We start from the raw sequence: 23,264 nt of genomic DNA on the forward strand, positions 1-23,264 counted from the left end.
GCCAGATCAAAACCGGCTCACTGGCGCGATCAGACCGGTTGGCCAAATACAACCAGCTCATCCGCATCGAAGAATCCCTCGGCGAAGTCGCGGAATATGCGGGGAAGGCGATCTTGAAACGCTAGGGCAAACGCTTTCGCGAGCTCACACAAAAAAGGACCGCAGATAGCGCTGCGGTCCTTTTCACGTTTCGTGGACAATGCCGTTTAAAAGAAGGCCTGCAAACCCGTTTGCGCCCGCCCAAGGATCAGCGCGTGCACGTCGTGCGTGCCTTCATAGGTGTTCACCGTCTCCAGATTGGCCGCATGGCGCATGACCTGATATTCGATTTGAATGCCGTTGCCGCCATGCATGTCACGCGCGGTGCGGGCAATATCCAACGCCTTGCCACAGTTATTGCGCTTCACCAGGCTGATCATCTCGGGCGCCATCTTGGCGTCATCCAAAAGCCGACCCACACGCAAGCTGGCCTGCAAGCCAAGCGTGATTTCGGTCTGCATATCCGCCAGCTTCTTCTGATAAAGCTGCGTCTGCGCCAACGGCTTGCCAAACTGCTTGCGGTCCAGCCCGTACTGACGCGCCTGATGCCAGCACGCCTCGGCCGCGCCCAAAACGCCCCATGAGATGCCATAGCGTGCGCGGTTCAAACAGCCAAACGGGCCGCTGAGACCTTCGACATTGGGAAGAAGCGCGTCTTCGCCCACTTCCACATTGTCCATGACAATCTCACCCGTGATCGAAGCGCGCAGCGACAGCTTGCCACCGATCTTCGGCGCACTCAGCCCGTCCATTCCCTTTTCCAGAACAAAGCCGCGGATCTTGCCGCCATGCGCCTCGGACTTCGCCCAAACGACAAAAACATCTGCGATGGGGCTGTTGGAAATCCACATTTTGGACCCGACCAAACGATAGCCGGTATCGGTTTTGATCGCGCGTGTTTTCATGCCACCCGGGTCCGAACCCGCATCCGGTTCGGTCAGACCAAAGCAGCCAATAAATTCGCCACTGGCCAGTTTCGGCAGATATTTCTGACGCTGCTGTTCCGACCCATAGGCATAGATCGGGTACATGACCAACGAGCTTTGGACCGACATCATCGATCGATAACCGGAATCAACACGCTCAATTTCGCGCGCGACCAGCCCGTATGAGACATAGCTTGCTCCCGCGCAGCCGTATTCCTCGGGCAGTGTCACACCCAAAAGCCCGTTTGCACCAAGTTCGCGGAAGATGGTCGGATCAGACTCCTCATTCATATAGGCGTCATCGATGCGGGGCTGCAGCTCGCCTTGCGCAAACGCATGGGCCGCATCGCGGATCATCCGTTCTTCTTCGTTCAGCTGATCATCCAGCAGATAGGGGTCATCCCATTTGAAGGTCGCCGGTGCAGGGGCGTTCTTTTTTTCCAGATCAAGCGCCATGATGTCCTCCAATTTCAGTCAGCACAAATGGCCTCTGGCACGCGTTGCGAGGCACATTTCTTGGGACACGGTTTGGTCATCGGCCAGCCCCTGCCCATCTGAGTAATTCGCACAAGCTGTAAAGCCTATTCCGCCAAATGCGACAACCCAGAAATTTGCAGCGCAAGTTCCGGCGCGCCACGGCACAGATATAGATTGCCAACGGGGCGAATTCACGGTGGCCTCGCGACAATCAGACGGTTACGTTCACGTCTGATCCAATCTACAGATCGGGCTGTATTGGGAAACGGAGACTGGCATGAACGCGACCGTCGAATTGACTCTGGACGAAATTTACGACCTCACACGCTCGGCACTGATGGGTAATTGTGCTGACGCAGAAAACGCCGAAGCCGTCGCCGAAACCGTGACCAAGGCCGAACGGGATATGGCCTTGTCTCATGGGTTGTTTCGCGTTCCAGGTTATGTGACCGCTTTGAAAAGCGGTAAGGTCGACGGCAAAGCCCGCCCTGCCCTGTCGACGCGAACCCCTGTCGTTCTGTCTTGTGATGCCAGGAACGCTTTTGCGCCCATGGCCCACAAGGCAAGTATCCCAGGTCTGATCGACGCGGCCAAAACCTATGGGATGGCCGGGGTATCCTTTCAACGCAGCCACCATTTCGCGGCTCTTTGGCCCGAGGTCGAAGCGCTGGCCGAAGCCGGATTGGTTGGAATCACCTGTGTGTCCTACCTGCCTTGGGTCGCCCCACACGGCGGCCGCACGCCCATCTTTGGCACCAATCCATTCGGATTCGCATGGCCGCGTCCCGGCCTAGACCCGATTGTCATCGACATGGCAACCTCCTCCATGGCGATGGGCGAGGTTCAGATCGCAGCACGCGAAGGCCATGACGTCCCTCTCGGAACCGGTCTGTCCGCAGAAGGTGAGATGACAACCGACGCCGCCAAGATTGCCGAAGGGGTGCTGTTGCCCTTCGGCGGTCACAAGGGTTCGGCCCTGTCGCTTATGATCGAGCTGTTGGCCGGTCCGATGGTCGGCGAGACGTTTTCCTATGAATCTCTTGAACGCGACAATGGCGACGGTGGCCCGGTTCAGGGTGGGCAATTCCTGATGGCCTTATCACCCGAAGTGTTTTCAGCCGCTGAATGGGCCAGTCAGACAGAACGTTTTGTCAGCAAATACAGCACCATCGACGGGGCGCGCTTGCCCGGGGCGCGTCGTTTCAAAAACAGGCAAAACACCGGCCCTCGGGCGGTGGACGAAAACCTTTTGAACAAAATCAAAAGCTTGCTGGACTAACAACATATGGTCGGCGATATTCCATAGTCGCCGACCTTTGACCTAATATTCAGATAACCGCTTGTTCCAGAAACGGCTCATTGCGCAGAATTCTACCGTAGCCAAGCGCGCTCAGGTCCAGAGCTCGGAATTCACCGTAGGTGATCCATTCGCTTATGCCCCGCCCGATCGCAGGTGATTGTTGCAAGCCGTGGCCGGAAAACCCGTTCGCAAAGATGAAATTCTGAACTTCGGTATGCGGCCCGACGATCACGTTGTGATCCAGAGTGTTGAACGCGTAATGCCCGGCCCAGAAGTTCACCAGTTTGATTGCCTCGAATGCTTCGGATCGGTTGGCCAGATCCATCCATATACGGTCGAACTCATCATGGCTCGGTTCAAAATCATCCCAATCCACCGCGGGGTCGTCAGCCGGAACCGTGGCAGCCAGGAAATACTGCCCTTCCGGTCGGCAAAACGTACCATTGGGATCGATCATCAAGGGCAGACGCCCGTTGTTCACATTGGCTGAACCCTCGGGCGTTTTGGCGCAATCAAACACGAAAGTTGACCGTTTGCGCGGCTCCACCGGGATGCTCAGACCGGCCATCGTCGCAACCTGTGCAGCACGGGGACCAGAGGCATTGACCAAGGTTCCACAGCTAATTGCCCCACCATTGCTCAGCACAACTCCGGTAACCTTGTCGCCCTCACGGGTGATATCCACAACTTCGTCGATCAGGTAATCCGCACCTTGCGCCCGGGCCTTCTTGCGGAAGCCGTTCATCAGGCCCGTGTTGGAAAACCAGCCCTCGCCGGACTGCCCGTAACTTGCCAATTTCAGATCATCCACGCGCAAATGGGGGAATGCCGCTTGAAGCTGGTCGGGGTCCCAAAGAACAACGTCTGCACCAAGCGCTGCTTGCACTTCGTGGTTTTCGCGCAAGATCCGCGCTTGTTCGTCGGATGCGGCGAGGAACAGATATCCACTTTCGTGAAAGCCCAGGTCGGGTCTGTCGCCGTCCACTTCCATCGTTTCGGCGAACTCCCGAATGAACTTGGCGCCGAATTGACTGATCTGAACGTTGATCCGATTGGAGAACTGATTTCGGATCGAACTCGCGCTCAGCGAAGTAGAGGCCTTGGCGAAGGACGGATCGCGTTCAACTATCAGAACAGAGCCGTCGAAATCCGGGTTGGCTGTCAGGAAATAGGCAACTGCAGAACCGATCACCGCCCCGCCAACAATGACAACGTCATAGCTGTTCTTCATCTCTTTCCCTCGTCATCCAAATGGTTCGGTCGCTGACACCATCCGTCGCGCTATCACAAAGGCGCGCCAAGCCTGCGTCCCTACCCCAATATGTTCAGCTCAGCAATGTCAACAGCCCGTGACATGCGGCACCCTCACAACGCGAATAGGTAACCAAAAACAGTAGCTTGGACGGAGCTTCACACCGCGCATTCTCTCCCAAACAGCCAAGCCTCCGCGAGATTTTACCAGTCGTCTCCGGTGGGAATTAACTTGTGGCAGGGGCACCGGGCGTGTACCAAAAATATGGTAACACCCATCGAATTTTGCTCCAATCCGCGACGCGTTTGATGTGTAGGCTTTCAATGTCACACAATTGTTTTCAGTTTCCGGCACAAAGCGCGTTGTTCAATACTTGAAAGGTTCGCCATGCCCCTTCGTTCTTCGATGTCACGCCGTCAGTTTCTTGCCAGCACCACCGCCGGCGCCGCTGCAATCACGCTGCACCCATTTTCCGTTGCGGCCGCCAACAATCAGGCGCATCTGCGCATCATGGAGACGACAGACATTCATGTCCATGTCTTCCCCTATGACTACTACGCCGACAAACCCCGCGACACGGTTGGCTTGTCGCGCACGGCGTCCATCATCAACGACATTCGGGCCGAGGCCACAAACGCGCTATTGGTCGACAACGGAGACTTTCTGCAGGGCAATCCGATGGGTGACTACATCGCCTATGAACGCGGTATGAAAGACGGCGACAGCCACCCGATCATCACCGCATTCAATACGGTAGGCTATGATGCTGCCACCCTGGGCAATCATGAATTCAACTATGGCCTGGATTTCCTCGATAAATCGCTGGCCGGGGCAGATTTTCCTGTGGTTCTGGCCAATATTGCCAAAGAAAAAGGCGCAAATCCCCGCGATGACAAAACGCTGGTCAAACCTTACGCCATTCTCGACCGCGAAATTGAGATGGGGGACGGCACCAAACACCCGATCCGGATCGGCGTGATCGGGTTCACTCCGCCGCAGGTCATGAATTGGGATCGCAAGCACCTTGAGGGCAATGTCGAGGCGCGCGACATCATCGAAACCGCACAGGCCTATGTGCCCGAGATGCAGGAACAGGGAACCGATCTGATCATCGCCCTGTCGCATTCAGGGATTGGCGAGGCCGATCATGCCGACGGCATGGAAAATGCTTCGGTCGTGCTGGCCGGTCTGGACGGGATCGACGCGCTGGTGACCGGCCACAATCACCTGGTCTTCCCTTCACCCACTTTCGCGGACCGCCCCGGGATCGATGTTGAAAAGGGCACGCTGATGGGCAAACCCGCGGTCATGGGCGGTTTCTGGGGCTCGCATCTTGGTCTGCTTGACTTGCTTTTGGAGCGTGACGGCAACGAATGGCGCGTGATCACCACCACGTCCGAGGCGCGACCGATTTCCAAACGTAACGAGGACCGGTCGATCACTGCTCTGGTCAGCGATGATCAGCAGGTGTTGAATTCGGTCGCCAAGGACCACGACGAAACGCTGGCCTATGTGCGCCGTGCAGTAGGAAAAACGTCAGCCCCCCTGCACAGCTATTTCGCGCTGGTCGCGGATGATCCATCGGTGCAGATCGTCTCGATTGCGCAGAAGTGGTACGTCGAAGAGATGATGAAGGGCACCGAGCATGAGGGCCTGCCCATTCTGTCAGCGGCGGCTCCGTTCAAGGCCGGTGGTCGCGGCGGGCCGGAATACTACACGGACGTGCCGGTTGGTGACGTGGCCATCAAGAACGTGGCTGATCTGTACCTCTATCCCAACACAGTGCGCGCGGTGCGCGTCAACGGGGCGCAGGTTCGCGGGTGGCTGGAACGTTCGGCAGGCATGTTCAATCAGGTCGAGGCAGGCGCGCAGGATGCAACCCTGCTGAACCCCGAATTCCCGTCCTACAATTTCGATGTGATGGATGGCGTCAGCTATCAGATCGACCTGTCACAGCCCTCGCGCTTTGGTCCCAAGGGGGAAGAGGTCAATCCGGATGCGGCGCGCATCGTGAACCTGACCTTTAACGGCGAACCTGTCACGGACGACATGGAATTCATCATCGCCACCAACAACTATCGCGCCTCGGGTGGCGGGTCTTTCCCCGGCGCGCTGGGGGATACCATCGTCTTTGAAGCCCCAGACACCAACCGCGATGTCATCGTGCGCTACATCGTCGAGCAGGGCACAATCGATCCCAAGGCGGATGCCAACTGGTCATTTGCGCCGCTTGCGGACACCACCGTTCTGTTTGAAACCGGACCCAAGGCGCGTGACTACATGGGTGACGTCAAAGGCGTGGCCATCGAAGACGCGGGTGAAGGCGCGGACGGATTTGCCGCGTTCCGTATCAAGCTTTGATGAACTCAGAAGACCGCCGCCATTGACCCGGCGGCGGTCACGAACATCTGACAGTCATCTGATATCAGATCAGTTGGCTGACGCCGCAGCCAGATCGGACAACACCTGTTCATAGACGGACACAAAATCCCCGTCGCTCGGCATCTGAGCGAGGCTTGGGAAGATCACGTTCCGAAGGCCCAGATCACGCGCAGCTTGCAGGGCTTCTTGGGGTGGCTCAGCTTCCCAGATCAAGACCGTTGCGCCAGTTTGATCGACCAAGGATTGCAGATCGGCCAGTTGATCCGCATTCGGTGCCGCGCCCGCCTCCCACTCCAACGCAGTGATCGACAGGCCGTAACGCCGCGCGAGATATTGATATCGGGGGTGGGTCGCGATCATCGCAACGGCTTGCGCGTTGGCCAGCGCACTTTGCGCCTGCGCGTCCAGTGCCCCGAGCTCGGACGACAGATCATTCAGCCGTGCCTCAACCTCATCCTCCGGGGCCAAGTCACGCGCAGCAATGGCCTTGGCAACTGCCTCGGCCTGCGCCTTGGCCAGTGTCGGGTCCAGCCACAGATAGGATGCGAGCCCTTCATGCGAATGCTCACCACCATCGCCGTGGCTATGGGTGATGCTTTCGGTGACGATGTACTGATCCTTGATATGCCTTGAGGTATTCACCAACCGGGATCGTGGCAGCGACACCCGGTCAACCCAAGTGGCAAAACCCGCCCCGTTCAAAAGGATCAAATCCGCCGACTGGATCAGGCTGATATCGGCCACAGACGGTCGCCAGAACGATGGGTCTGTATCTTCGGGCACCGGAAACACGACATCTGCCGATCCGTCCAACAAACGGTCCGCAAAATACTGTAGCGGATAATTGACCGCCACCACCTTTGCTCCGTCTTGCGCAAAAGCCAGGGTTGCAAACAGCACACCCATCGCGGCCAGAACAGCCTGTTTCAAAAGCGATGACACCGTCAGCCCTCGCAGTTCTTTGCGATATCCTCGGGGGTCACGATCCAATAGTTATCATGCCCGCCGGTATCGACCTCGATCACCAGACCTTGCGCGTGATCAACGCTGGCCAAAGGCACCTGTGCGGTGCCGTCACTGCCAAGCGGCAGAGTTGTCAGCAGCGTATTTCCACCATCCAGCACGCGCACTTCCCCCTGCATGGCAGCTTTGCCGTTCGAAAATTTTGCCTCGACGGTCACCGCTTCGCAATCCACCGAAGCAAAGACAACAAGGCCATGTGCCGATGCGATTGCTGGGACAGCAGCCAAAGCAACAGCGAGGAAAAGCGCGCGGATCATTGTCCGGTCCAGTCTTCAAAATGGACCCAGATCACCGCGCCAAGTTCGACATCCTTGTCCTCTCCGTCCTGAGGCAGCGTGTAATCCGCCGTGTTGAGTGCGGCAAAGCCCCACCACCCATCCGAAGGGGCGGCATAGGTGAAGACGCCGTTTGCGTCAGCCTTGACAGTTTGGGTGATCATCAACTCGTCGGGCACCGTGGTTTCGGCACCATCGTTGAAGAACTCAACCTCAACTTCGGCATAGGGCACCGCTTCGCCGTCCATCTTGACGATGCCCTGAAACACGTTGTGTTCCCAAAGACCAAAGGGTTTCGACAGCGGCACGATCTCGGTCTTGAGGCCAAGTTCGGTGTCCCAACCTTCGTCATCGCCAAATGCGGTCACATAGGTTTTGGTATAGTGAATGATGAACGTATCTTCGGCGGGTTCCCAAAAGGGCTTGGGCTCCATCGCGAAGATGTATGTACCGGGGCGCTCCAACGGATAGTCCAGCGTAAATCCCTGATCCCCCATGACCATGGCACCCTGAAGGTCACCCAAAATATCGGTGGTTTTCCCTTCATGGGTGACAGTGAAGGCCTCGGGCATGTCCAGCGTCATCCCGTCCTTCTCAAACGGATGCGAGAAAGACATGGTCAGGGACAGGCTGCGGCCGTCCTCCTGGCTGATCATCGGATCATCGGGAATGATCATTCCGTAATGTGCCAGTGCCGGGGCGGCGACTACGCTGCCAGCCACAATCGCAAACAAGAATTGACGTCCCATGATACTCCCTTTCCTAACTACCGAGCGAGAGCAGCCAGCCCACCCAAGCCTCAGCATTTCGTGAAACTAACGCGGCACCCCCTGCCGCGATACACCCTGAGATAATCAGCAAGGTCATCGTCTCTGCCGCCAAAAGGCGCAGAACCATTCCGCGTTGCGCACCCAGCTTGACGGCTGTTGCGATCTCTCGCGCGCGCAAGCGATAGCTGAGGAAAACGGCAAGACCCACTGCGGCCAGCGCCGCTACCGCTATGATCGCCGTAACCACATCCAGCAAGGATTTGATCCGAAAGATACGATCAACCAGCCCCTGGATAACACGCGCGGGTTCGACCAATTGACTGGGGTTGTCACTGTCCAGATAACGGCCCTTCAGGATAGTCGCTGAACGCACATCATAAGGTACTACGATTACGGCAGTGGCAGGGTACGCCCCTTGCGCACCGTGAAAGTGAAAACTGTCGATGTTTTCCGGTGTAATACGCTGATATTGAACGATGGCCGCATTGGCCAGCGCGTCTGATCCTGCGGCGACCTCGGCGGCTGTCACGACATCTTCATGCCCGTGACCGATGCCCTGAATGACCCAGGCGGTCTTGATATCGACAAGAATCGCATCGTCATCCGGGGTATTGGTCGGTGCAAGTACGCCTACGATGGGCATCTCCAGCGGATAGACACCGTCCAGGTCGAACAGGTTTTCCGGTGCCGACACCAGAGCATCCCCGACGCCTTTTCCAAGCGCATCCGCGACCGAAGCGCCGATCACAGCGTCACCCAGCACCGAAAGCCCACGCCCATCCTGAAGCAACAGATCGCGGAAATCGAAATAGTCCAGCGTTGTACCCACGATCCGAAACCCGCCAGTAGAAAAAGCGGTATGCAGCGGTATCGGAACCGCCAGATCGCTGTCCCAGACCTCTTCAACCTCGCGCATTGGCACCGGGTCGGGGCGTTCGTCTGAAAAATACAAAGCCGCCATGGTCAGATCCAACTGCGACCCGCGGCTGCCAAGAAGCAACGGGGTGGCCTTGCCCCGGGCGACCAGTGCGTTTTGACTGGTAGACAGCAAAATCTGCGTCGCGACCGGTACAAACAGGATCAACGCGGCAACAATCACCAGTACCAGGCTGCGCGCCCAGTGAAAGCGCAAATAGGCAAAGGCAAGATACAGCGCGTTCATGCGTCTGCGCCTTCGCGATACTGCGCGAAGTCAATAACGCGGTCGAACCGGGGCAAAAGCTCATGATCATGCGTCACCGCCAGCACCGTCGCACCAACCTGAGAGGCCTGTTCAAACAAAAGATCCAGAATGCGCCCCTTGCTTTCAGGATCGAGGTTGCCTGTCGCCTCATCAGAAAGGATCAGCTTTGGCTGCGCAACCAAAGCCCGGCAGATGGCGACGCGCTGTTGTTCCCCCTGGCTCAGCTCGGCCGGATGCCGGTCCAACTTGTCACCGATGCCACAGGCATCTGCCAGAGCCTCGGCCCTGTCCTTGGCCTCGATGGTCAGTGTCAGCGCCGGGGTGATCCGATAGGGATAGAGAATGTTCTGGCGCGCGGTGAGATAATCCAGCAGCGCAAAATCCTGAAACACAAAGCCGATATGGCTGGCGCGAAACTGTCGACGGTGCGCGTCGGTCAAACCTGTGACATCCGTGCCTGCAACGTCGATCCGCCCGACATCAGGCGACAGGATCCCTGCGATCAGGTTCAAAAGGGTTGTCTTACCGCTTCCGCTCGGGCCGACAATGGCCAATCGCTCACCTTTTGTCAGCGCCAGCTCGGGCACCCGCAGGCGAAATCCACCTGTTCCATAGGTGAATGAGAGACCCTTTACGCCGATCATTGTTCGTCTTCCGCGGCCAGGAACGTCTCGCCCGCTGCGTCGCGGTTCACCTCGCGCAAATCGAACTGGGTAATCCGCCACGCGCCCTCAATCGGCGCGATGGACAAATCCGCGCTGTAGGTGTTGCCGCGCACGTGCAGATGCTCGGCGTGGCCAACGGTGCCGATCACCTGCCAGGTTGCATCGATGACCAGCGTTGCGTCATCCTTGTCCGCCTGGCTGTCCAGAATGTTGATTTCATGAATTTCCTGATCAGCTTCATCCAGACCGCCGCCAGCCATGGCCCCGACCCGTTCAAGATAAAGCTGTTCCAACGCCGCACCATGGGTCACCTCGGCCAGCGTGTCATAGATGGCGTCTTCTTCCGTTTTGGCGAAGGCATCATAGACGACCATCAGCAAGGCCGGGGTCAGTTCGTCTGACAAGTCATGCGCGACCGCAACCGTCAATCCCGGCGACCCCGGGACGGCATAAGCTTCGGACCCGGCAACGCGAGCGCCCCCATCGGACGACAGGAGGTACACGCCAGCAAAAATGCCGACACCCAAAGCAAACACTGCACCTAACAGCAATTCCTGACGCACGAGTTCCGATCCTAAACTGTAATTGATACGCCCAAGGCCACGGTGTGGATCGATTTTTGTGATTTTGGATATGTCAGGCTGACCGTCGCTTCAGACCGAGGTGTTTGGCAGGGCCAGATCTTGGCGCACAGCTTCCGGTCAAACCGGGATAGGGGTCATGTGTGGATGGCCACTTTACCGGTCCCAGAATTTGGCCTTATGATCGGCGTCATGGATCCCTTCGCGCTGCTACTATTCGCTCTTGCCCTGTTGATTGCCGCAGGCACACCCGGCCCCAGTATCGCGGCCCTGGTTTCACGAGTCATTGCGAATGGGTGGCGGGATATCGTGCCATTTGTCGCCGCCATGTGGATCGGTGAGGTGATCTGGCTGACGGTTGCCATGGCAGGGCTGTCAGCGCTGGCCGAGACCTTTCATTTCGCCTTCGTTGTCCTGAAATACTGCGGTGTTGCTTATTTAGCGTATCTTGCGTGGAAGATGTGGTTCGAACCCGTCGCAAACGACGGCGAGGCCTTGCCCGAAGGGCGGTCAGGTTGGTCGATGTTCGCCGCCGGTATGGCTGTGACGTTGGGCAACCCGAAGATCATGGTTTTTTATCTGGCACTGCTGCCCACCCTGATCGATCTGACAAGGGCCAGTATGTCTATGTGGGCTTTGCTGGCAATCGTCACGGTATGCGTTCTTGCAGCGATTGATATCGCTTGGGTCGTTCTCGCCCATCACGCAAGGAAGCTGTTGAAGACGCCAAAAGCGGTGAGATTTGCCAATCGGGTCGGGGCGACATCCCTAGGCGGAGCAGCCGCGGTCATCGCCACGCGCTGAACCTCAGATCAGAATACCGACCAATTCAATCGACGGGCCAGCTCTTCTATCGCCGAAAGCGCCAGGACCGAGTTTCCTTTGTCGTCCAGCCCCGGGCTCCATGCAACGATCGAGCCCACGCCGGGCACGATGGCGACCACGCCACCGCCAACACCGCTTTTGCAGGGCAAGCCGATGCGAAACGCAACCTCGCCCGAAGCATCGTAACATCCGCAGGTCATCATCAAAGCATTGATCCGGCGCACGCGCTCTGGCGTCACCCCGGCGATCTCTGCATCGGGCCCCTGCCCTCCTGCGGCCAGAAACCGGGTGGCCATTGCCAGCTGGTGGCAGCTCATCGCGATTGAGCATTGCCGGAAATAATCGCTGGTGACTGTGGGTACGTCGCCATTCAGGTTGCCTTCAGCTTCCATGAAATAAGCCAGCGCACGGTTGCGGTCGCCTGTTGCGACCTCGGATGCGAAAACTGCTTCGTCCACAGCGATATCCGGGGCATCTGCCAACTTTTGACAGAGTTCCAGAACCGGTTGCGTGTCCGCTGCATGTTCCAGGATCACATCCGACACCACAATCGCACCAGGATTGATGAAGGGATTGCGCGGCTTGCCCCGTTCGAATTCCAGCTGGACGATTGAGTTGAACGGATCCCCGGACGGCTCTCGACCGACACGCCGCCACAGGGTCGCACCGACATGCCCCAGCGCAACGACCAGACCAAAAACCTTCGAGATACTCTGGATCGAAAACGGAACCTCACTGTCACCCGCAACCAAAAGCGGCCCCTCAAGCGGGGCGACCGCAATACCGAATTGGTTCAGGGACACATCGGCCAGCTCGGGAATATAATCCGCTGCCTCACCGCGGCTGGCCTCTCCTGCCATACGGTCTGCAATCTCTGCCAGAACAGACTGAACCTGTGTCGGATCCCAGGGGTTACGCATTTTCGCTCCAGATCCTGCCAGAGATACCGTTTGTCTTACCCTCGAACTCTTCCAGCACAAAGGTCGGCTCCTGCCCGGCCCTGCGCTGATCGAAGTAGTCTTTGGTCAGACGATAAACCGTGCCCGACAACAGCAGAATCGCGGTCAAGTTGATGACGGCCATTACACCCATCGCGGCATCGGCAAAGTTGAAAACGGTGGTCACCGTCTGCATCGCGCCCCAGACCACCATCCCCAGACAGGCCGCCCGCAGCAGATTGGTCGCCACCTTTCCGTCCAGTCCAAGAAAGACCATGGCGTTTTCAGCGTAGGAATAATTCCCCAAAATTGACGTAAATCCGAAGAAGATGATCGCGATGGCAACGAAATAGGCACCTGTTGCGCCCATATGCACGTCCAATGCGTTCTGGGTCAGCAGCATTCCCGTAGTTCCATCACCATTCATTACTCCGGACAGCAGGATCAACAAAGCTGTTGCCGTACACACAAGGATCGTATCGACAAAGCAACCAAAGGCCTGCACGAGCCCCTGACTTGACGGGTGGTGCGGCGATGGGGTCGCCACCGCGGCGATATTGGGGGCAGAGCCCATACCAGCCTCGTTCGAGAAGAGGCCCCGCTTGATCCCGTTCAACATGGCCGCCATGACACCCCCCGCAACGCCGCCTGCGGCTTCTTGCAGACCCAGCGCGCTGGAAATGATCAGCCACAACAAACCCGGAACTTCGGTGATGTTGAGGATCACCACCAGAACAGCCATCAAAAGATATCCGCCGGCCATGACCGGAACCAAAATCTCGGCAACACGGGCAATCGCCTTGATACCGCCGAAGACGACGATTGCCGCGGCACCGGCAACTGCAACACCCACCCACAGCTTCTCGATCCCGAAAGCTCCGTTCAGAGCCTCTGCGATCGAGTTCGACTGAACTGCCACAAAGATGAGGCCAAAGCTGAGGATCAGGCAAACGGAAAACAGCGCCCCGGCCCAGGGCGCGTTCAATCCCTTCGAGATGTAAAACGCCGGGCCACCCCGATATTCACCTGACTTGGTGGTGATCTTGTATAGCTGCGCCAGCGTGCTTTCTGAATACGCGGTGGCCATGCCGACCAGCGCCACGATCCACATCCAGAAAATGGCCCCGGGTCCGCCCAAGGTCAGTGCGACGGCAACACCCGCCAAGTTGCCCGTCCCGACCCGCGACGCAAGGCTGACGGTCAAGGCCTGAAACGGTGTGATGCCATGTTTGTCTGTACTGCGGGCAGAGGTGATGACGCGCAGCATTTCCCGAAAATGTACAAACTGCAAAGCCCCTAGCCGGATCGTGAAAAATAGGCCCGCGCCTAAAAGCCCGTAAACAAGGACATAGTTCCAAAGTATGCCGTTCAGCCCATCAACAAAGAAATCCATCACGTACCCTCAATCCGATCTGTCCCGGCTAATACTGTGTCCCGCGACCAAAACGTGGCGTAAAGAAATTCAACCCTCAGCTTACCTTAGCACTATTTTGGTGCCCACGGGACTTTTGTGACCACACGGCAAGTTGCCAGCATTTTCTGTACTGAACGCCACACATGCGTTAGAATGCATCTGATTGATTTGTGACTTTACATCCCCAAGCTTGAAGGAAGGCACTTATGCCGGTTTTCCTTACACTGACGAATGCGGATATTACCGACGCGGCTTTCTGGGCCTCTTTGGATATTGGCCCCGACAGTACGATCGACGTCTCGGGGTTAAGCAATCGCTTCCAGGTCACGATGACCGGGAACTCGATCACGTTTACCGACACAATAACCGGAGTGGTCACCACCTATACTGACGCGGATCTGGCCGGTGGGTCATTCAGCCAATTCGTTGAATACACCGGCAACAGAAATGACGACAACGTCAGCGGCTCGGTCGGTCTGAACGCCGGTGGCTATTCGGGGGGCGCCGGGGACGACACGTTTGTTGACAGTGGAACGTTGGGCGGCACGATCAGCGGCGGCGCTGGCAACGACACGCTCCAAGGCGGATCGGGAAACAACAATATCTTCGGAGGACGGGGCCGGGATGTCCTGCGGGGCGGATCGGGAAACAACAACCTGAGCGGCGGTGGGGGGCGCGACACGCTCTTTGCCGAGGACGGCAGCGGCAACCTGGATGGTGGCGGTGGCGCGGACATGATCTATGCCGGGCTGAACACAACTTTTGTCAACGGTGGAAATGGCAATGACACGCTCATCATTCCGGTGGGCGCGACCTTCCTTCCGTTTTCGCCCGGTTCGACTGGCGGAACTGTTACCCTGCCCGACGGCAGGACCTTTACCTATACAAATATCGAGTCGGTCGAGATTGCGTGTTTCACCGAAGGCACCATGATCAGAACACCCGATGGGGAGGTCTTGATCGAAAATCTGTGTGTTGGAGACCGGGTTGAGACGCTGGACCATGGCGCGCAGCCCATTCGCTGGATCGGAAAACGCACGATCCCCGGCCGGGGCAAGCATGCCCCGATCTGTTTCTCGCCCGGCGCGATTGGAAACGAGCGCAAATTGCAGCTCTCCCCTCAGCATCGGGTTCTTGTGTCCGGATGGCGGTGCGAGTTTTTCCTGCACATGCCCGAAGTTTTATGTGCCGCCAAACATCTGTGCGATGGTGACAGCATTTATGTGGCCCCCTGCGACAGCATCACCTACATCCACATCATGTTCGACCAGCATGAAATCGTGTTTGGCGAAAACGCCATGCTCGAAAGCTTCTATGCCGGAGAGCACATTTTGCAGGCCGACAGCGATGTATATGATGAACTGACAGAGGTATTCCCCGAGCTTGCCACCGGGCACAACATACCTGCACCAGCCCGTCCGTTTATTCGCAAGGGCGAAGCAACGGTTCTGAAACGACCCTGACAGCGCCAGGCACAGGTCAATCGCAGGTCAGCCCTGTGATTGCGACATGGATGCGGTCAGCAATTCCCTTGAATACTCATGTGACGGATTACCTTGCCGAAGCGTTTCCGAAGACATTACTTCGACAATCTCGCCATTTCTCATGACCGCAAGCTGATCGCACATATGCGCGATAACCGGCAGATCATGAGACACCATAAGATAGGTCAGTCCGCGCTGGCTGCGCAGGTCCGTCAGCAGGTTGAGAACTTCGGCCTGAACGCTGACGTCCAAGGCCGAGGTCGGCTCATCCAATAGAAGAATATCGGGCTCCCCGGCCAAAGCGCGGGCAATCGCCACACGCTGGCGCTGCCCACCGGACAGTTGATGGGGATACCTGAACCGGAACCGCTGTCCCAAACCAACATCGTCGAGCAGGGTCATGACACGTTGGTCGATATTGTCCAGACCGTGCAATTGCAACGTCTCGCTGAGAACCTGATCGACCGTGTGTCTGGGGTGGAGCGAAGCGTAGGGGTCCTGAAACACCATCTGCACCGTCCGAAAAAACCCGCGATCCCGCTTGGAGCCAGACAGCGCTTGACCCTCGATCTGAATCGAGCCTGACCACTGAGGCGCGAGGCCGGTAATTGCCCGCAGGATCGTCGATTTACCCGAGCCGCTTTCACCCACAAGCCCATAGCTTTCGCCCTGCATGACTGAAAGGGCAGCGCCTTTTACCGCATCCACACGGTCATGCGCGTGACCGAACCAGACGTTCAGGTTCTGAATTTCCAGCGCCGTCATCTCAACCCCTCACGCTTGGAGCCTGAGACCAGGACGGATCGCGTGTCAGAACACTCAGATGCGCGCGCTTGTCATCCAGCCGGGGCAGCGAATTCAGCAGTCCTTGCGTATACGGATGCTGCGCCTCGTGCAGCTTGTCGGCGTCACACACCTCGACAATCCTGCCGGAATACATGATCAGCACCCGATCACAGAATTCGGACACAAGATTCAGGTCATGGCTGATAAAGATCAGCCCCATACCACGTTCTTTAACCAACCCGTCCATGATATTCAAAACTTGCCGCTGAACGCTCACATCCAACGCCGAGGTCGGCTCGTCCGCAATCAGGATCTTAGGGTTCGGGATCAACATCATTGCAATCATGATGCGCTGGCCCATCCCGCCGGAAACTTCGTGCGGATACGCCCGCATCACACGTTCTGGATCGCGGATGGACACGTTCTCAAGCATTTCGATCGCCATTTTCCGCGCATGGGCCTTGGGGCCGGAATTGTGCTGAAGGAAGGCTTCCATCAACTGCTCGCCGACCGTGACCACCGGGTTCAGGGAAAACTTGGGGTCCTGCATCACCATCGAGATTTGTTTGCCCCGCACCTTGCGCATCTGGCGTTCATCCAGCCTGAGCAGATCGTTGTCTTCCAGATTGATATGATCGGCCTCGACGATGCCGGGCTTTCGGATCAGTCGCAAAATGGCCCGGCCCGTCATCGACTTGCCTGATCCGCTTTCACCCACAATGCCCAGCCTTTCCTGCCCCAGCGAAAACGAGATACCCCGCACGGCATCAAACACACCCTGGCGGGTCGGGAACCGGACCCAAAGGTCTTCGACATCCAGCAGGTTCATTGTCCACCATCCTTCGGATCAAGCGCATCCCGCAAACCGTCCCCCAACAGGTTGAACGCCAGCGAGACGGTAAAGATCGCCAGCCCCGGAACGGTGGCCACCCACCAATGGTCCAGTATGAACCGCCGCCCCTCAGATATCATCGCACCCCATTCCGGGCTGGGCGGTTGCGCGCCAAGGCCCAGGAAACCAAGGCCTGCCGCGGCCAGGATGATCCCCGCCATATCCAAGGTAACCCGCACGATCAGCGAAGAAATGCACAGCGGCCAGATGTGCCGGGTGATGATGCGCAGCGGCCCTGCCCCCTGCAAGCGGATCGCGTTGATATAATCGGTGGACCGGATCGTCAGCGTCTCGGCCCGTGCCATACGGGCATACGGGGGCCAGGCTGTCAGCGAAATGGCCAGAACGGCATTTTCGATCCCGGCACCCAAGGCGGCGACAAACGCCAGTGCCAGAACAAGCCGGGGAAAGGCCAGAAAGATATCCGTGATGCGCATCAGGATCACGTCTGTCCACCCCCCGGCATAGCCCGCTACGGTCCCTACCAGCAGCCCCGCAACCGGGGCAATCAGCGCAACCAGTGCCACGATGTAAAGCGTAATTCGCGCCCCATAGATCAGGCGTGACAGGATATCCCGCCCCAAACTATCAGTGCCCAGCAGATGCCCGTCGGACCCGATGGGCATCAGACGGCTGGAGAGATCCTGCATGAACGGGTCATGTGGCGCCAAAAGGGGCGCAAAAATCGCGGTCAGGACAAGGATGACCAGGATGGTCAAGCCACCCATTGCCATCGAGTTGGATCGCAAGGTCAGCCAGCCCTTGTAGAGGCTGGATAGTCTGGCATGGCGTCGCGATGTCGGGGCGTCGGTCAGCAACCACTGACGCAGTGTCATGTCGCTCATTTCGACCTCGGATCAAAGAAACGGTAAAGCAGGTCGGAGAAGATGTTCAGACAGATAAAGATCAGTCCGACCACAACGGTTCCGCCCAGTACGGCATTCATATCCGCGCTCAGCAAAGCCGTGGTGATATAGCTGCCGATCCCCGGCCAGCTAAAGATGATCTCGGTCAGCACCGAGCCTTCCAGCAAATTGGCATAGCTCAGCGCGATGACGGTGATCAATTGCACCCGAATGTTCTTGAACGCATGCCGCCAGATGACCTGCCTTTCCGACAGCCCCTTGACGCGGGCAGTGATGACATATTCGGCCGACAGCTGTTCCAACATGAAAGAGCGGGTCATCCGGCTGATATAAGCCAGCGAGTAGTACCCAAGCAAAGCGGCAGGCAGAATGATATGCGACACCGCATTTCGGAACACGTCCCATTCCCGCGCGATGGCGCTGTCGACAAGGATCAGCCCTGTGCGCGTTGGCACCAAATCCTCGTAAAATATGTCCAAACGTCCCGGACCGCCGACCCAGCCGAGGATACCGTAAAAGACCAGCAGCCCCATCAATCCCAGCCAGAAGATAGGCATGGAATACCCCACAAGGGCAACCACGCGGGCGATCTGATCGATCCACGATCCACGCTTGACCGCGGCGATAACGCCAAGCGGAACCCCCAGAAAGATGCCGATCAAAACGCCAAGCGTCGCCAATTCCAGCGTTGCCGGAAAGACGCGGGCGATGTCTTCCGAAACAGGGCGCGCATTCAACAGCGAGTCGCCAAAATCACCGTGCAGCACGTCCCAAAGGTAGTACCAGAATTGCACCAGCAGCGGCTTGTCCAGACCCAATTGCTGATAAACCGCATCGTAGGTCGATTGTGACGCTCTCTCACCCACGATGGCCAAAACCGGGTCGATTGGCATCACGCGCCCGATGACGAAAGTCACGAACAGCAGGCCCAGCATCGTGATGGCAATGGTGCCCAGAGTTTTCAGGATGCTCTTGACCCAATGGATAAGAGGCGCCGCGCGGCGCCTCTCAATTGGTCTTTCGGCCAGTGCCATTTACTTGGTCACCTGCCAATACGACGCCGACGTAATCGCCTGCCCGGTCGAGAAATTCGTTACGTTGTCACGCAGCGCCGATTGCTCGATCTGCTGGAACATGATGACAAATGGCGATGTCTGACGGAATTCGTCCTGAATCGCTTCGTACATTTCCGCACGTTTGGCCGTGTCGTTTTCCACCACCGCAGCAGCTGTTTTTTCGGTCAACCCACCGGTATCCCACGAGTTCCGCCATGCCAGCAGCCCGGTCGCGTTGGCCGCGTCCGAATTGTCGGGGTTATAGGCAAAGGTCCCGGCGTTGGTCTGCGGATCAGGATAGTCCGGGCCCCATGCACCAAGGTAAACGTCCAGTTCACGCGCGCGGTACCGCGCCAGGATTTGCTTGGCCGTTCCCACCGTGATGTTCATCGTGATCCCGACCTGGCCAAGTGCGTTCTGCAAGGCCTGCGCAATCTCGATCCGCTCTTGCGCTTCACGCACACCAACCTCGATCTCCAGACCGCTCACGCCCGCCTCATCCAGCAGCGATTTGGCCTTTTCGATGTCAAAGCTGAACTCGACATCCTCGGACGCGCCCAGATAGGTTTGCGGCAGGAAGTTCTGGTGGATCGTATATTGACCCTTCAGAAAGCTGTCGCGCATCCCCTCATAATCGACGAGGTATTTGAACGCCTGACGCACCTGAGGTTTGCTGAGCTCAGGATGTTTCTGGTTCAGCGAGACATACATCAGACGGCCTTTCAGCTCGTCTGCGATCTTGACGCCTTCTGCCGTGGAAACACCCGCGACATCTTCGGGGTTCAGGTTTCGGGCAACATCAATATCACCGCGCTCAAGCAACAGACGTTGGCTGGCGCTTTCCTGTACATGGCGAACAACCACCCGTTCCATCGCCGGCGCGCCCAGGTAGAAATCAGGGTTCGATTTCAGTGTGACACTTTCGTTGGGTTTCCAGCTGACAAGACTGTAGGCGCCGGATCCGGCGGTGTTGGTCTTGAGCCACTCATTGCCAAGATCGCCGTCCTCGTCATGTTCCATCACGGTTTTCTTGTCGACGATGCCGCCGATGGTCGCCGTCAAACAGTTCAAAACAAAGGACGTCGCATAAGGTTTGTCGGTTGTGATCGTCAGCGTATTGCCGTCGGCCACAATGGTTTGTTCGACATTTTCCGGGGTAAATCCGAACTGAGTCAGGATAAAGGCAGGCGTTTTGTTAAGAATGATCGCCCGACGCAGGGAAAACTGCACATCCTCGGCCGTGACCGGGTTTCCGGAATGAAAGGTTAGCCCGTCACGGATTTTAAACGTGATGGATTTGCCATCTTCCGAGACATCCCAGCTTTCGGCGACATCGGGCTGAAAACCGGCCTCCAGGTTTAGCGGGTCGAAATTCACCAGTTTCTGGTACACATTCCGGCTGACATCCGATCCAGCGAACTCGAAACTTTCTGCCGGGTCCAGCGTTGTGATGTCGTCAATCCGGTTGGCAATAACCAGCATATTCGGCGGGGTTTCGGCAATCGCCGAAGTCGAGGTAACGGCCAGCGCCAGACTCAGCGCGGCACCGGTAAGCAATCGGTTAAATGCGTTCATTTTGTCCTCTCTGTCATTAAGTCATTTTCTGCGGCTACGATCCCCAGGTCTTTTCCAGAACCCGCAACCAGTTCCCGTGGCAAAGCTTCTTGATGAGCTCTTGGCCGTAGCCATGGGTCTCCATGGCATCTCTCAATCGGGGCAGCATCGAAACATCCGTGATGTCTTCGGGCACCACCGCCCCGTCATAATCAGACCCCAGACCAACGCGATCTTCGCCCATGATCTCAATTAGATAATCCAGATGTCTGAGGATCTGCTCCAATGGCACGTCCGCCAGCATCCGCCCGTCTTCGCGCAAGAAGGCGGCGGCGAAATTCAACCCGACCATGCCGTCGCTATCGGCTATGGTGCGCAATTGATTATCTTTCAGGTTACGCGCATGCGGGCAGATCGCGTGCGCGTTGGAATGCGTGGCAACCAAGGGCGCATCGGAATGGCGCGCCACGTCCCAGAACCCTTTTTCGTTCAGATGCGACAAGTCCAGCATGATACCCAGCGCATTGCAGCGCCGCACCAGCCTGAGCCCATGATCGGTCAGACCGGGGCCGGTATCAGGCCCCGACGGGTAACGAAACGGAACCCCATGGCCAAAGATGTTCGGCCTGCTCCAGACAGGTCCCAGTGACCTCAGCCCTGCCGCATGAAACACGTCGAGCGCATGAAGGTCGGCGTCAATCGCTTCGGCTCCTTCGATGTGAAGGATTGCGGCCATCTGACCTTTTTCAAAACAGTCCCGGATGTCCGAGACTGAGCGGACAACGCGCAGCGCACCCAGGCGTTCAAGCTCGAACAGAATGGCGATCTGACCCATCGCAGGCGGAATGGCATCTTCCGTATCGATCCGATCAGGTAACGCCAGATCGTAGCTGGGTTGGATCATCTCTTCCATTTTGGCATCGACATCCATGGGCGACGGCACCCAGATTGCAAAGAAGCCACCGCCAAACCCGCCCTGCACGGCCTTGACGCTGTCGATGGCACCGTCCAGCCCGGTCAGAAAGCGATCTGCTTTCGGCAATCCTCCGGCGGCAGCCATCTTGGACAGCACATCATTGTGCCCATCAAAGATCAGGGGAAAGGTGTTCACGCTTGTGCCACTCACCTAAAGTCTCAAGTAGACACAAGTTAACAACAGCAATCATCATAATTGTAAAAAACTTCGATGAGTTTTACTCATTGATCTAGACGGATTCATGAAGGCGTAAGATCATGGCCAAACCCCGCAACTGGCATTCGCTGCCTGAATATCAGGCCCTGCGCGCGCTGATGCAGTCTGGAACAACAGCCGCAGCCGCGCGGCAGTTGGATCTGTCTCAGTCGGCGGTCAGCCGATCCATTGGAAATCTTGAATCCCGGTTGGGGAAAATGCTGTTCGAACGCGATGCAGGACGACTTCGCCCTACGCAGGAAGCGGTCAGGCTGAACATGCGGCTTGATCCGTTGTTCGAAGCCCTCGACCGGATCGACGGGCCGGGTGAAACCGTTCAGGAAACCCTGCGCCTCGTTGCACCGCCCAGCTATGCGCACAGGTATATTGTGTCACTTATTGCCAGTTTTTTGCGAGGAAATCCCGGTTTTTTTGTGAATCTTGAGGTTACAACGTCGGATATGGTCACTTTGGGCGTGCTGGAGGACCGGTTCGATCTTGCAGTGACAGGGATCGAGCTGACCCGCGCGGGCATCAAGCTTATCCCGTTCCGAGAGTCCCCCGCCGTATGCGTCATGCGTCCGGATCATCCTTTGGCCGAACGCGTTTCCATGACACCCTCGGACCTGCACCAACAGGATCTGATTGCACTGACATACCGTCACGGTCGCAGGGGTCAGTTGGACCGCCTCTTGCATCAGGCTCGGGTCGAGCCGAACATCGTTGCCGAGGTTTCAACATCTTTTGCCGCCGCGGATATGGCACGTGAAGGCATGGGACTGGCAATCATCAACCCGTTTCCGGTGCATATGTACCGGTCATCGGATCTGGCTTTCGTGAGATTTGAATCCCCCATGCGCTATCGGGGGCATTTTGTGGTTTCCAGCCAAAGGCCGGTTCCCAGGATCGCACGCGCATTCATGCGGCATGTACGGCTGAACACACCGCCAGACCCGTTTTCGGATCGGATATGACGGCGAAGGTCAGGGCCGGGTCATAAGTTCGGCAATGACAAGGCGACGGAAATTCAGGTAGATCAAAACGCCAAACACGGCATCAAAGGCCGCAAACCACAAAAACGGACCGCCATGGGTAAGAAAGGTGGCCACCATCAAAGCACGGCCCAGAACCGCGATGACATTGGCATAGCGTTGGCGCACCGGATCAATCGCACCCGGGATCTGCATCACTGTGACGAAGATCAGCGTCGCGCCCCAAACCGAAGGCCAGGGGTTTTCGCCACCCACCGGCAGGCCAACGAAACCGAGTGAAAACACCGGGACAAACAAAAACAATGCACCGATGACGATCTGCAGCGCCAGCACAAAGCCGAAAATTCGGCGGTGTATTCTGATCCGGTTGTCCGCTTGCGCCCGGGTCCAGCCAATGGACAAAGTATCGGTCAT

23 protein-coding genes are annotated in these 23,264 nt (G+C 57.4%); 6 read left to right on the top strand and 17 right to left on the bottom strand.

Annotation, left to right across the window (positions count from 1 at the left end):
- Positions 1-125, top strand: a 125-nt coding sequence (locus tag ACR0AG_RS07950; RefSeq protein ID WP_480838147.1) for a hypothetical protein, incomplete at its 5' end; no start/stop codon positions are given.
- An 81-nt stretch (positions 126-206) separates the two neighbouring features.
- On the opposite strand, the gene ACR0AG_RS07955 is transcribed toward ACR0AG_RS07950, so the two are convergent.
- A complete protein-coding gene (locus ACR0AG_RS07955; protein WP_480837756.1) occupies positions 207-1,421 on the bottom strand; it encodes an acyl-CoA dehydrogenase in 1,215 nt (404 codons plus the stop codon).
- A 298-nt stretch (positions 1,422-1,719) separates the two neighbouring features.
- Between ACR0AG_RS07955 and ACR0AG_RS07960 the strand changes: the two genes are divergently transcribed.
- Entirely contained in the window at positions 1,720-2,721 is a 1,002-nt protein-coding gene (locus tag ACR0AG_RS07960) for an Ldh family oxidoreductase (RefSeq protein WP_480837757.1), read from the top strand.
- A gap of 49 nt (positions 2,722-2,770) precedes the next feature.
- On the opposite strand, the gene ACR0AG_RS07965 is transcribed toward ACR0AG_RS07960, so the two are convergent.
- A complete protein-coding gene (locus ACR0AG_RS07965) occupies positions 2,771-3,973 on the bottom strand; it encodes an NAD(P)/FAD-dependent oxidoreductase (protein ID WP_480837758.1) in 1,203 nt (400 codons plus the stop codon).
- A 408-nt stretch (positions 3,974-4,381) separates the two neighbouring features.
- On the opposite strand from ACR0AG_RS07965, the gene ACR0AG_RS07970 reads away from it, so the two are divergent.
- Positions 4,382-6,355 carry a bifunctional 2',3'-cyclic-nucleotide 2'-phosphodiesterase/3'-nucleotidase gene (locus tag ACR0AG_RS07970; RefSeq protein WP_480837759.1) on the top strand — a complete coding sequence of 658 codons (1,974 nt, stop codon included), beginning with the start codon at positions 4,382-4,384 and terminating at the stop codon, positions 6,353-6,355.
- A 69-nt stretch (positions 6,356-6,424) separates the two neighbouring features.
- Here the strand turns inward: ACR0AG_RS07970 and ACR0AG_RS07975 are convergent, their stop codons facing one another.
- The 6 genes from ACR0AG_RS07975 to ACR0AG_RS08000 are packed head-to-tail and all read right to left on the bottom strand — an operon-like array spanning position 6,425 to position 10,855.
- Positions 6,425-7,318 carry a metal ABC transporter substrate-binding protein gene (locus ACR0AG_RS07975; protein ID WP_480837760.1) on the bottom strand — a complete coding sequence of 298 codons (894 nt, stop codon included), beginning with the start codon at positions 7,316-7,318 and terminating at the stop codon, positions 6,425-6,427.
- A gap of 2 nt (positions 7,319-7,320) precedes the next feature.
- Positions 7,321-7,656, bottom strand: coding sequence for a hypothetical protein (locus ACR0AG_RS07980; protein WP_480837761.1), 336 nt, complete (start codon positions 7,654-7,656; stop codon positions 7,321-7,323).
- Positions 7,653-8,423: a DUF4198 domain-containing protein gene (locus ACR0AG_RS07985; protein ID WP_480837762.1), complete on the bottom strand. Its 771-nt coding sequence runs from the start codon at positions 8,421-8,423 to the stop codon at positions 7,653-7,655. The genes ACR0AG_RS07980 and ACR0AG_RS07985 overlap by 4 nt, the downstream gene beginning before the upstream one ends.
- A 13-nt stretch (positions 8,424-8,436) precedes the next feature.
- Complete coding sequence (locus tag ACR0AG_RS07990) at positions 8,437-9,606, bottom strand: ABC transporter permease (protein WP_480837763.1); 1,170 nt, start codon at positions 9,604-9,606, stop codon at positions 8,437-8,439.
- Positions 9,603-10,271, bottom strand: a complete 669-nt coding sequence (locus ACR0AG_RS07995; RefSeq protein ID WP_480837764.1) for an ABC transporter ATP-binding protein — start codon at positions 10,269-10,271, stop codon at positions 9,603-9,605. Before ACR0AG_RS07995 ends, ACR0AG_RS07990 begins: the two co-directional genes overlap by 4 nt.
- Complete coding sequence (locus ACR0AG_RS08000; protein ID WP_480837765.1) at positions 10,268-10,855, bottom strand: cupredoxin domain-containing protein; 588 nt, start codon at positions 10,853-10,855, stop codon at positions 10,268-10,270. The genes ACR0AG_RS07995 and ACR0AG_RS08000 overlap by 4 nt, the downstream gene beginning before the upstream one ends.
- Positions 10,856-11,020: 165 nt before the next feature.
- On the opposite strand from ACR0AG_RS08000, the gene ACR0AG_RS08005 reads away from it, so the two are divergent.
- Positions 11,021-11,677 (top strand): LysE family translocator, encoded by a 657-nt coding sequence (locus ACR0AG_RS08005; protein WP_480837766.1) that lies wholly within the window; start codon positions 11,021-11,023, stop codon positions 11,675-11,677.
- An 8-nt stretch (positions 11,678-11,685) separates the two neighbouring features.
- Here ACR0AG_RS08005 and ACR0AG_RS08010 read toward each other — a convergent pair whose 3' ends face one another.
- Positions 11,686-12,618, bottom strand: a complete 933-nt coding sequence (locus tag ACR0AG_RS08010; protein WP_480837767.1) for a glutaminase — start codon at positions 12,616-12,618, stop codon at positions 11,686-11,688.
- Complete coding sequence (locus ACR0AG_RS08015) at positions 12,611-14,029, bottom strand: alanine/glycine:cation symporter family protein (RefSeq protein ID WP_480837768.1); 1,419 nt, start codon at positions 14,027-14,029, stop codon at positions 12,611-12,613. The genes ACR0AG_RS08010 and ACR0AG_RS08015 overlap by 8 nt, the downstream gene beginning before the upstream one ends.
- Positions 14,030-14,256: 227 nt before the next feature.
- On the opposite strand from ACR0AG_RS08015, the gene ACR0AG_RS08020 reads away from it, so the two are divergent.
- Positions 14,257-15,513, top strand: a complete 1,257-nt coding sequence (locus ACR0AG_RS08020; RefSeq protein WP_480837769.1) for a Hint domain-containing protein — start codon at positions 14,257-14,259, stop codon at positions 15,511-15,513.
- Between the two features lie 27 nt (positions 15,514-15,540).
- Here the strand turns inward: ACR0AG_RS08020 and ACR0AG_RS08025 are convergent, their stop codons facing one another.
- The 6 genes from ACR0AG_RS08025 to ACR0AG_RS08050 are packed head-to-tail and all read right to left on the bottom strand — an operon-like array spanning position 15,541 to position 21,813.
- A complete protein-coding gene (locus tag ACR0AG_RS08025; protein WP_480837770.1) occupies positions 15,541-16,299 on the bottom strand; it encodes an ABC transporter ATP-binding protein in 759 nt (252 codons plus the stop codon).
- Between the two features lies 1 nt (position 16,300).
- Complete coding sequence (locus ACR0AG_RS08030; RefSeq protein ID WP_480837771.1) at positions 16,301-17,149, bottom strand: ABC transporter ATP-binding protein; 849 nt, start codon at positions 17,147-17,149, stop codon at positions 16,301-16,303.
- A complete protein-coding gene (locus ACR0AG_RS08035) occupies positions 17,146-18,057 on the bottom strand; it encodes an ABC transporter permease (protein WP_480837772.1) in 912 nt (303 codons plus the stop codon). Before ACR0AG_RS08035 ends, ACR0AG_RS08030 begins: the two co-directional genes overlap by 4 nt.
- Positions 18,054-19,112, bottom strand: a complete 1,059-nt coding sequence (locus tag ACR0AG_RS08040) for an ABC transporter permease (RefSeq protein WP_480837773.1) — start codon at positions 19,110-19,112, stop codon at positions 18,054-18,056. The genes ACR0AG_RS08035 and ACR0AG_RS08040 overlap by 4 nt, the downstream gene beginning before the upstream one ends.
- Positions 19,113-20,708, bottom strand: a complete 1,596-nt coding sequence (locus tag ACR0AG_RS08045; protein ID WP_480837774.1) for an ABC transporter substrate-binding protein — start codon at positions 20,706-20,708, stop codon at positions 19,113-19,115. It lies immediately after the preceding gene.
- 34 nt (positions 20,709-20,742) lie between these two features.
- On the bottom strand, positions 20,743-21,813 hold the full coding sequence (locus tag ACR0AG_RS08050; protein WP_480837775.1) for a dipeptidase: 1,071 nt from the start codon (positions 21,811-21,813) through the stop codon (positions 20,743-20,745).
- 107 nt (positions 21,814-21,920) lie between these two features.
- Here ACR0AG_RS08050 and ACR0AG_RS08055 point away from each other — a divergent pair, with 107 nt between their 5' ends.
- Positions 21,921-22,832, top strand: a complete 912-nt coding sequence (locus tag ACR0AG_RS08055; protein ID WP_480837776.1) for a LysR family transcriptional regulator — start codon at positions 21,921-21,923, stop codon at positions 22,830-22,832.
- 9 nt (positions 22,833-22,841) lie between these two features.
- Here the strand turns inward: ACR0AG_RS08055 and ACR0AG_RS08060 are convergent, their stop codons facing one another.
- Entirely contained in the window at positions 22,842-23,264 is a 423-nt protein-coding gene (locus ACR0AG_RS08060; RefSeq protein WP_480837777.1) for a hypothetical protein, read from the bottom strand.

This window comes from Ruegeria sp. H6 (assembly GCF_056532975.1).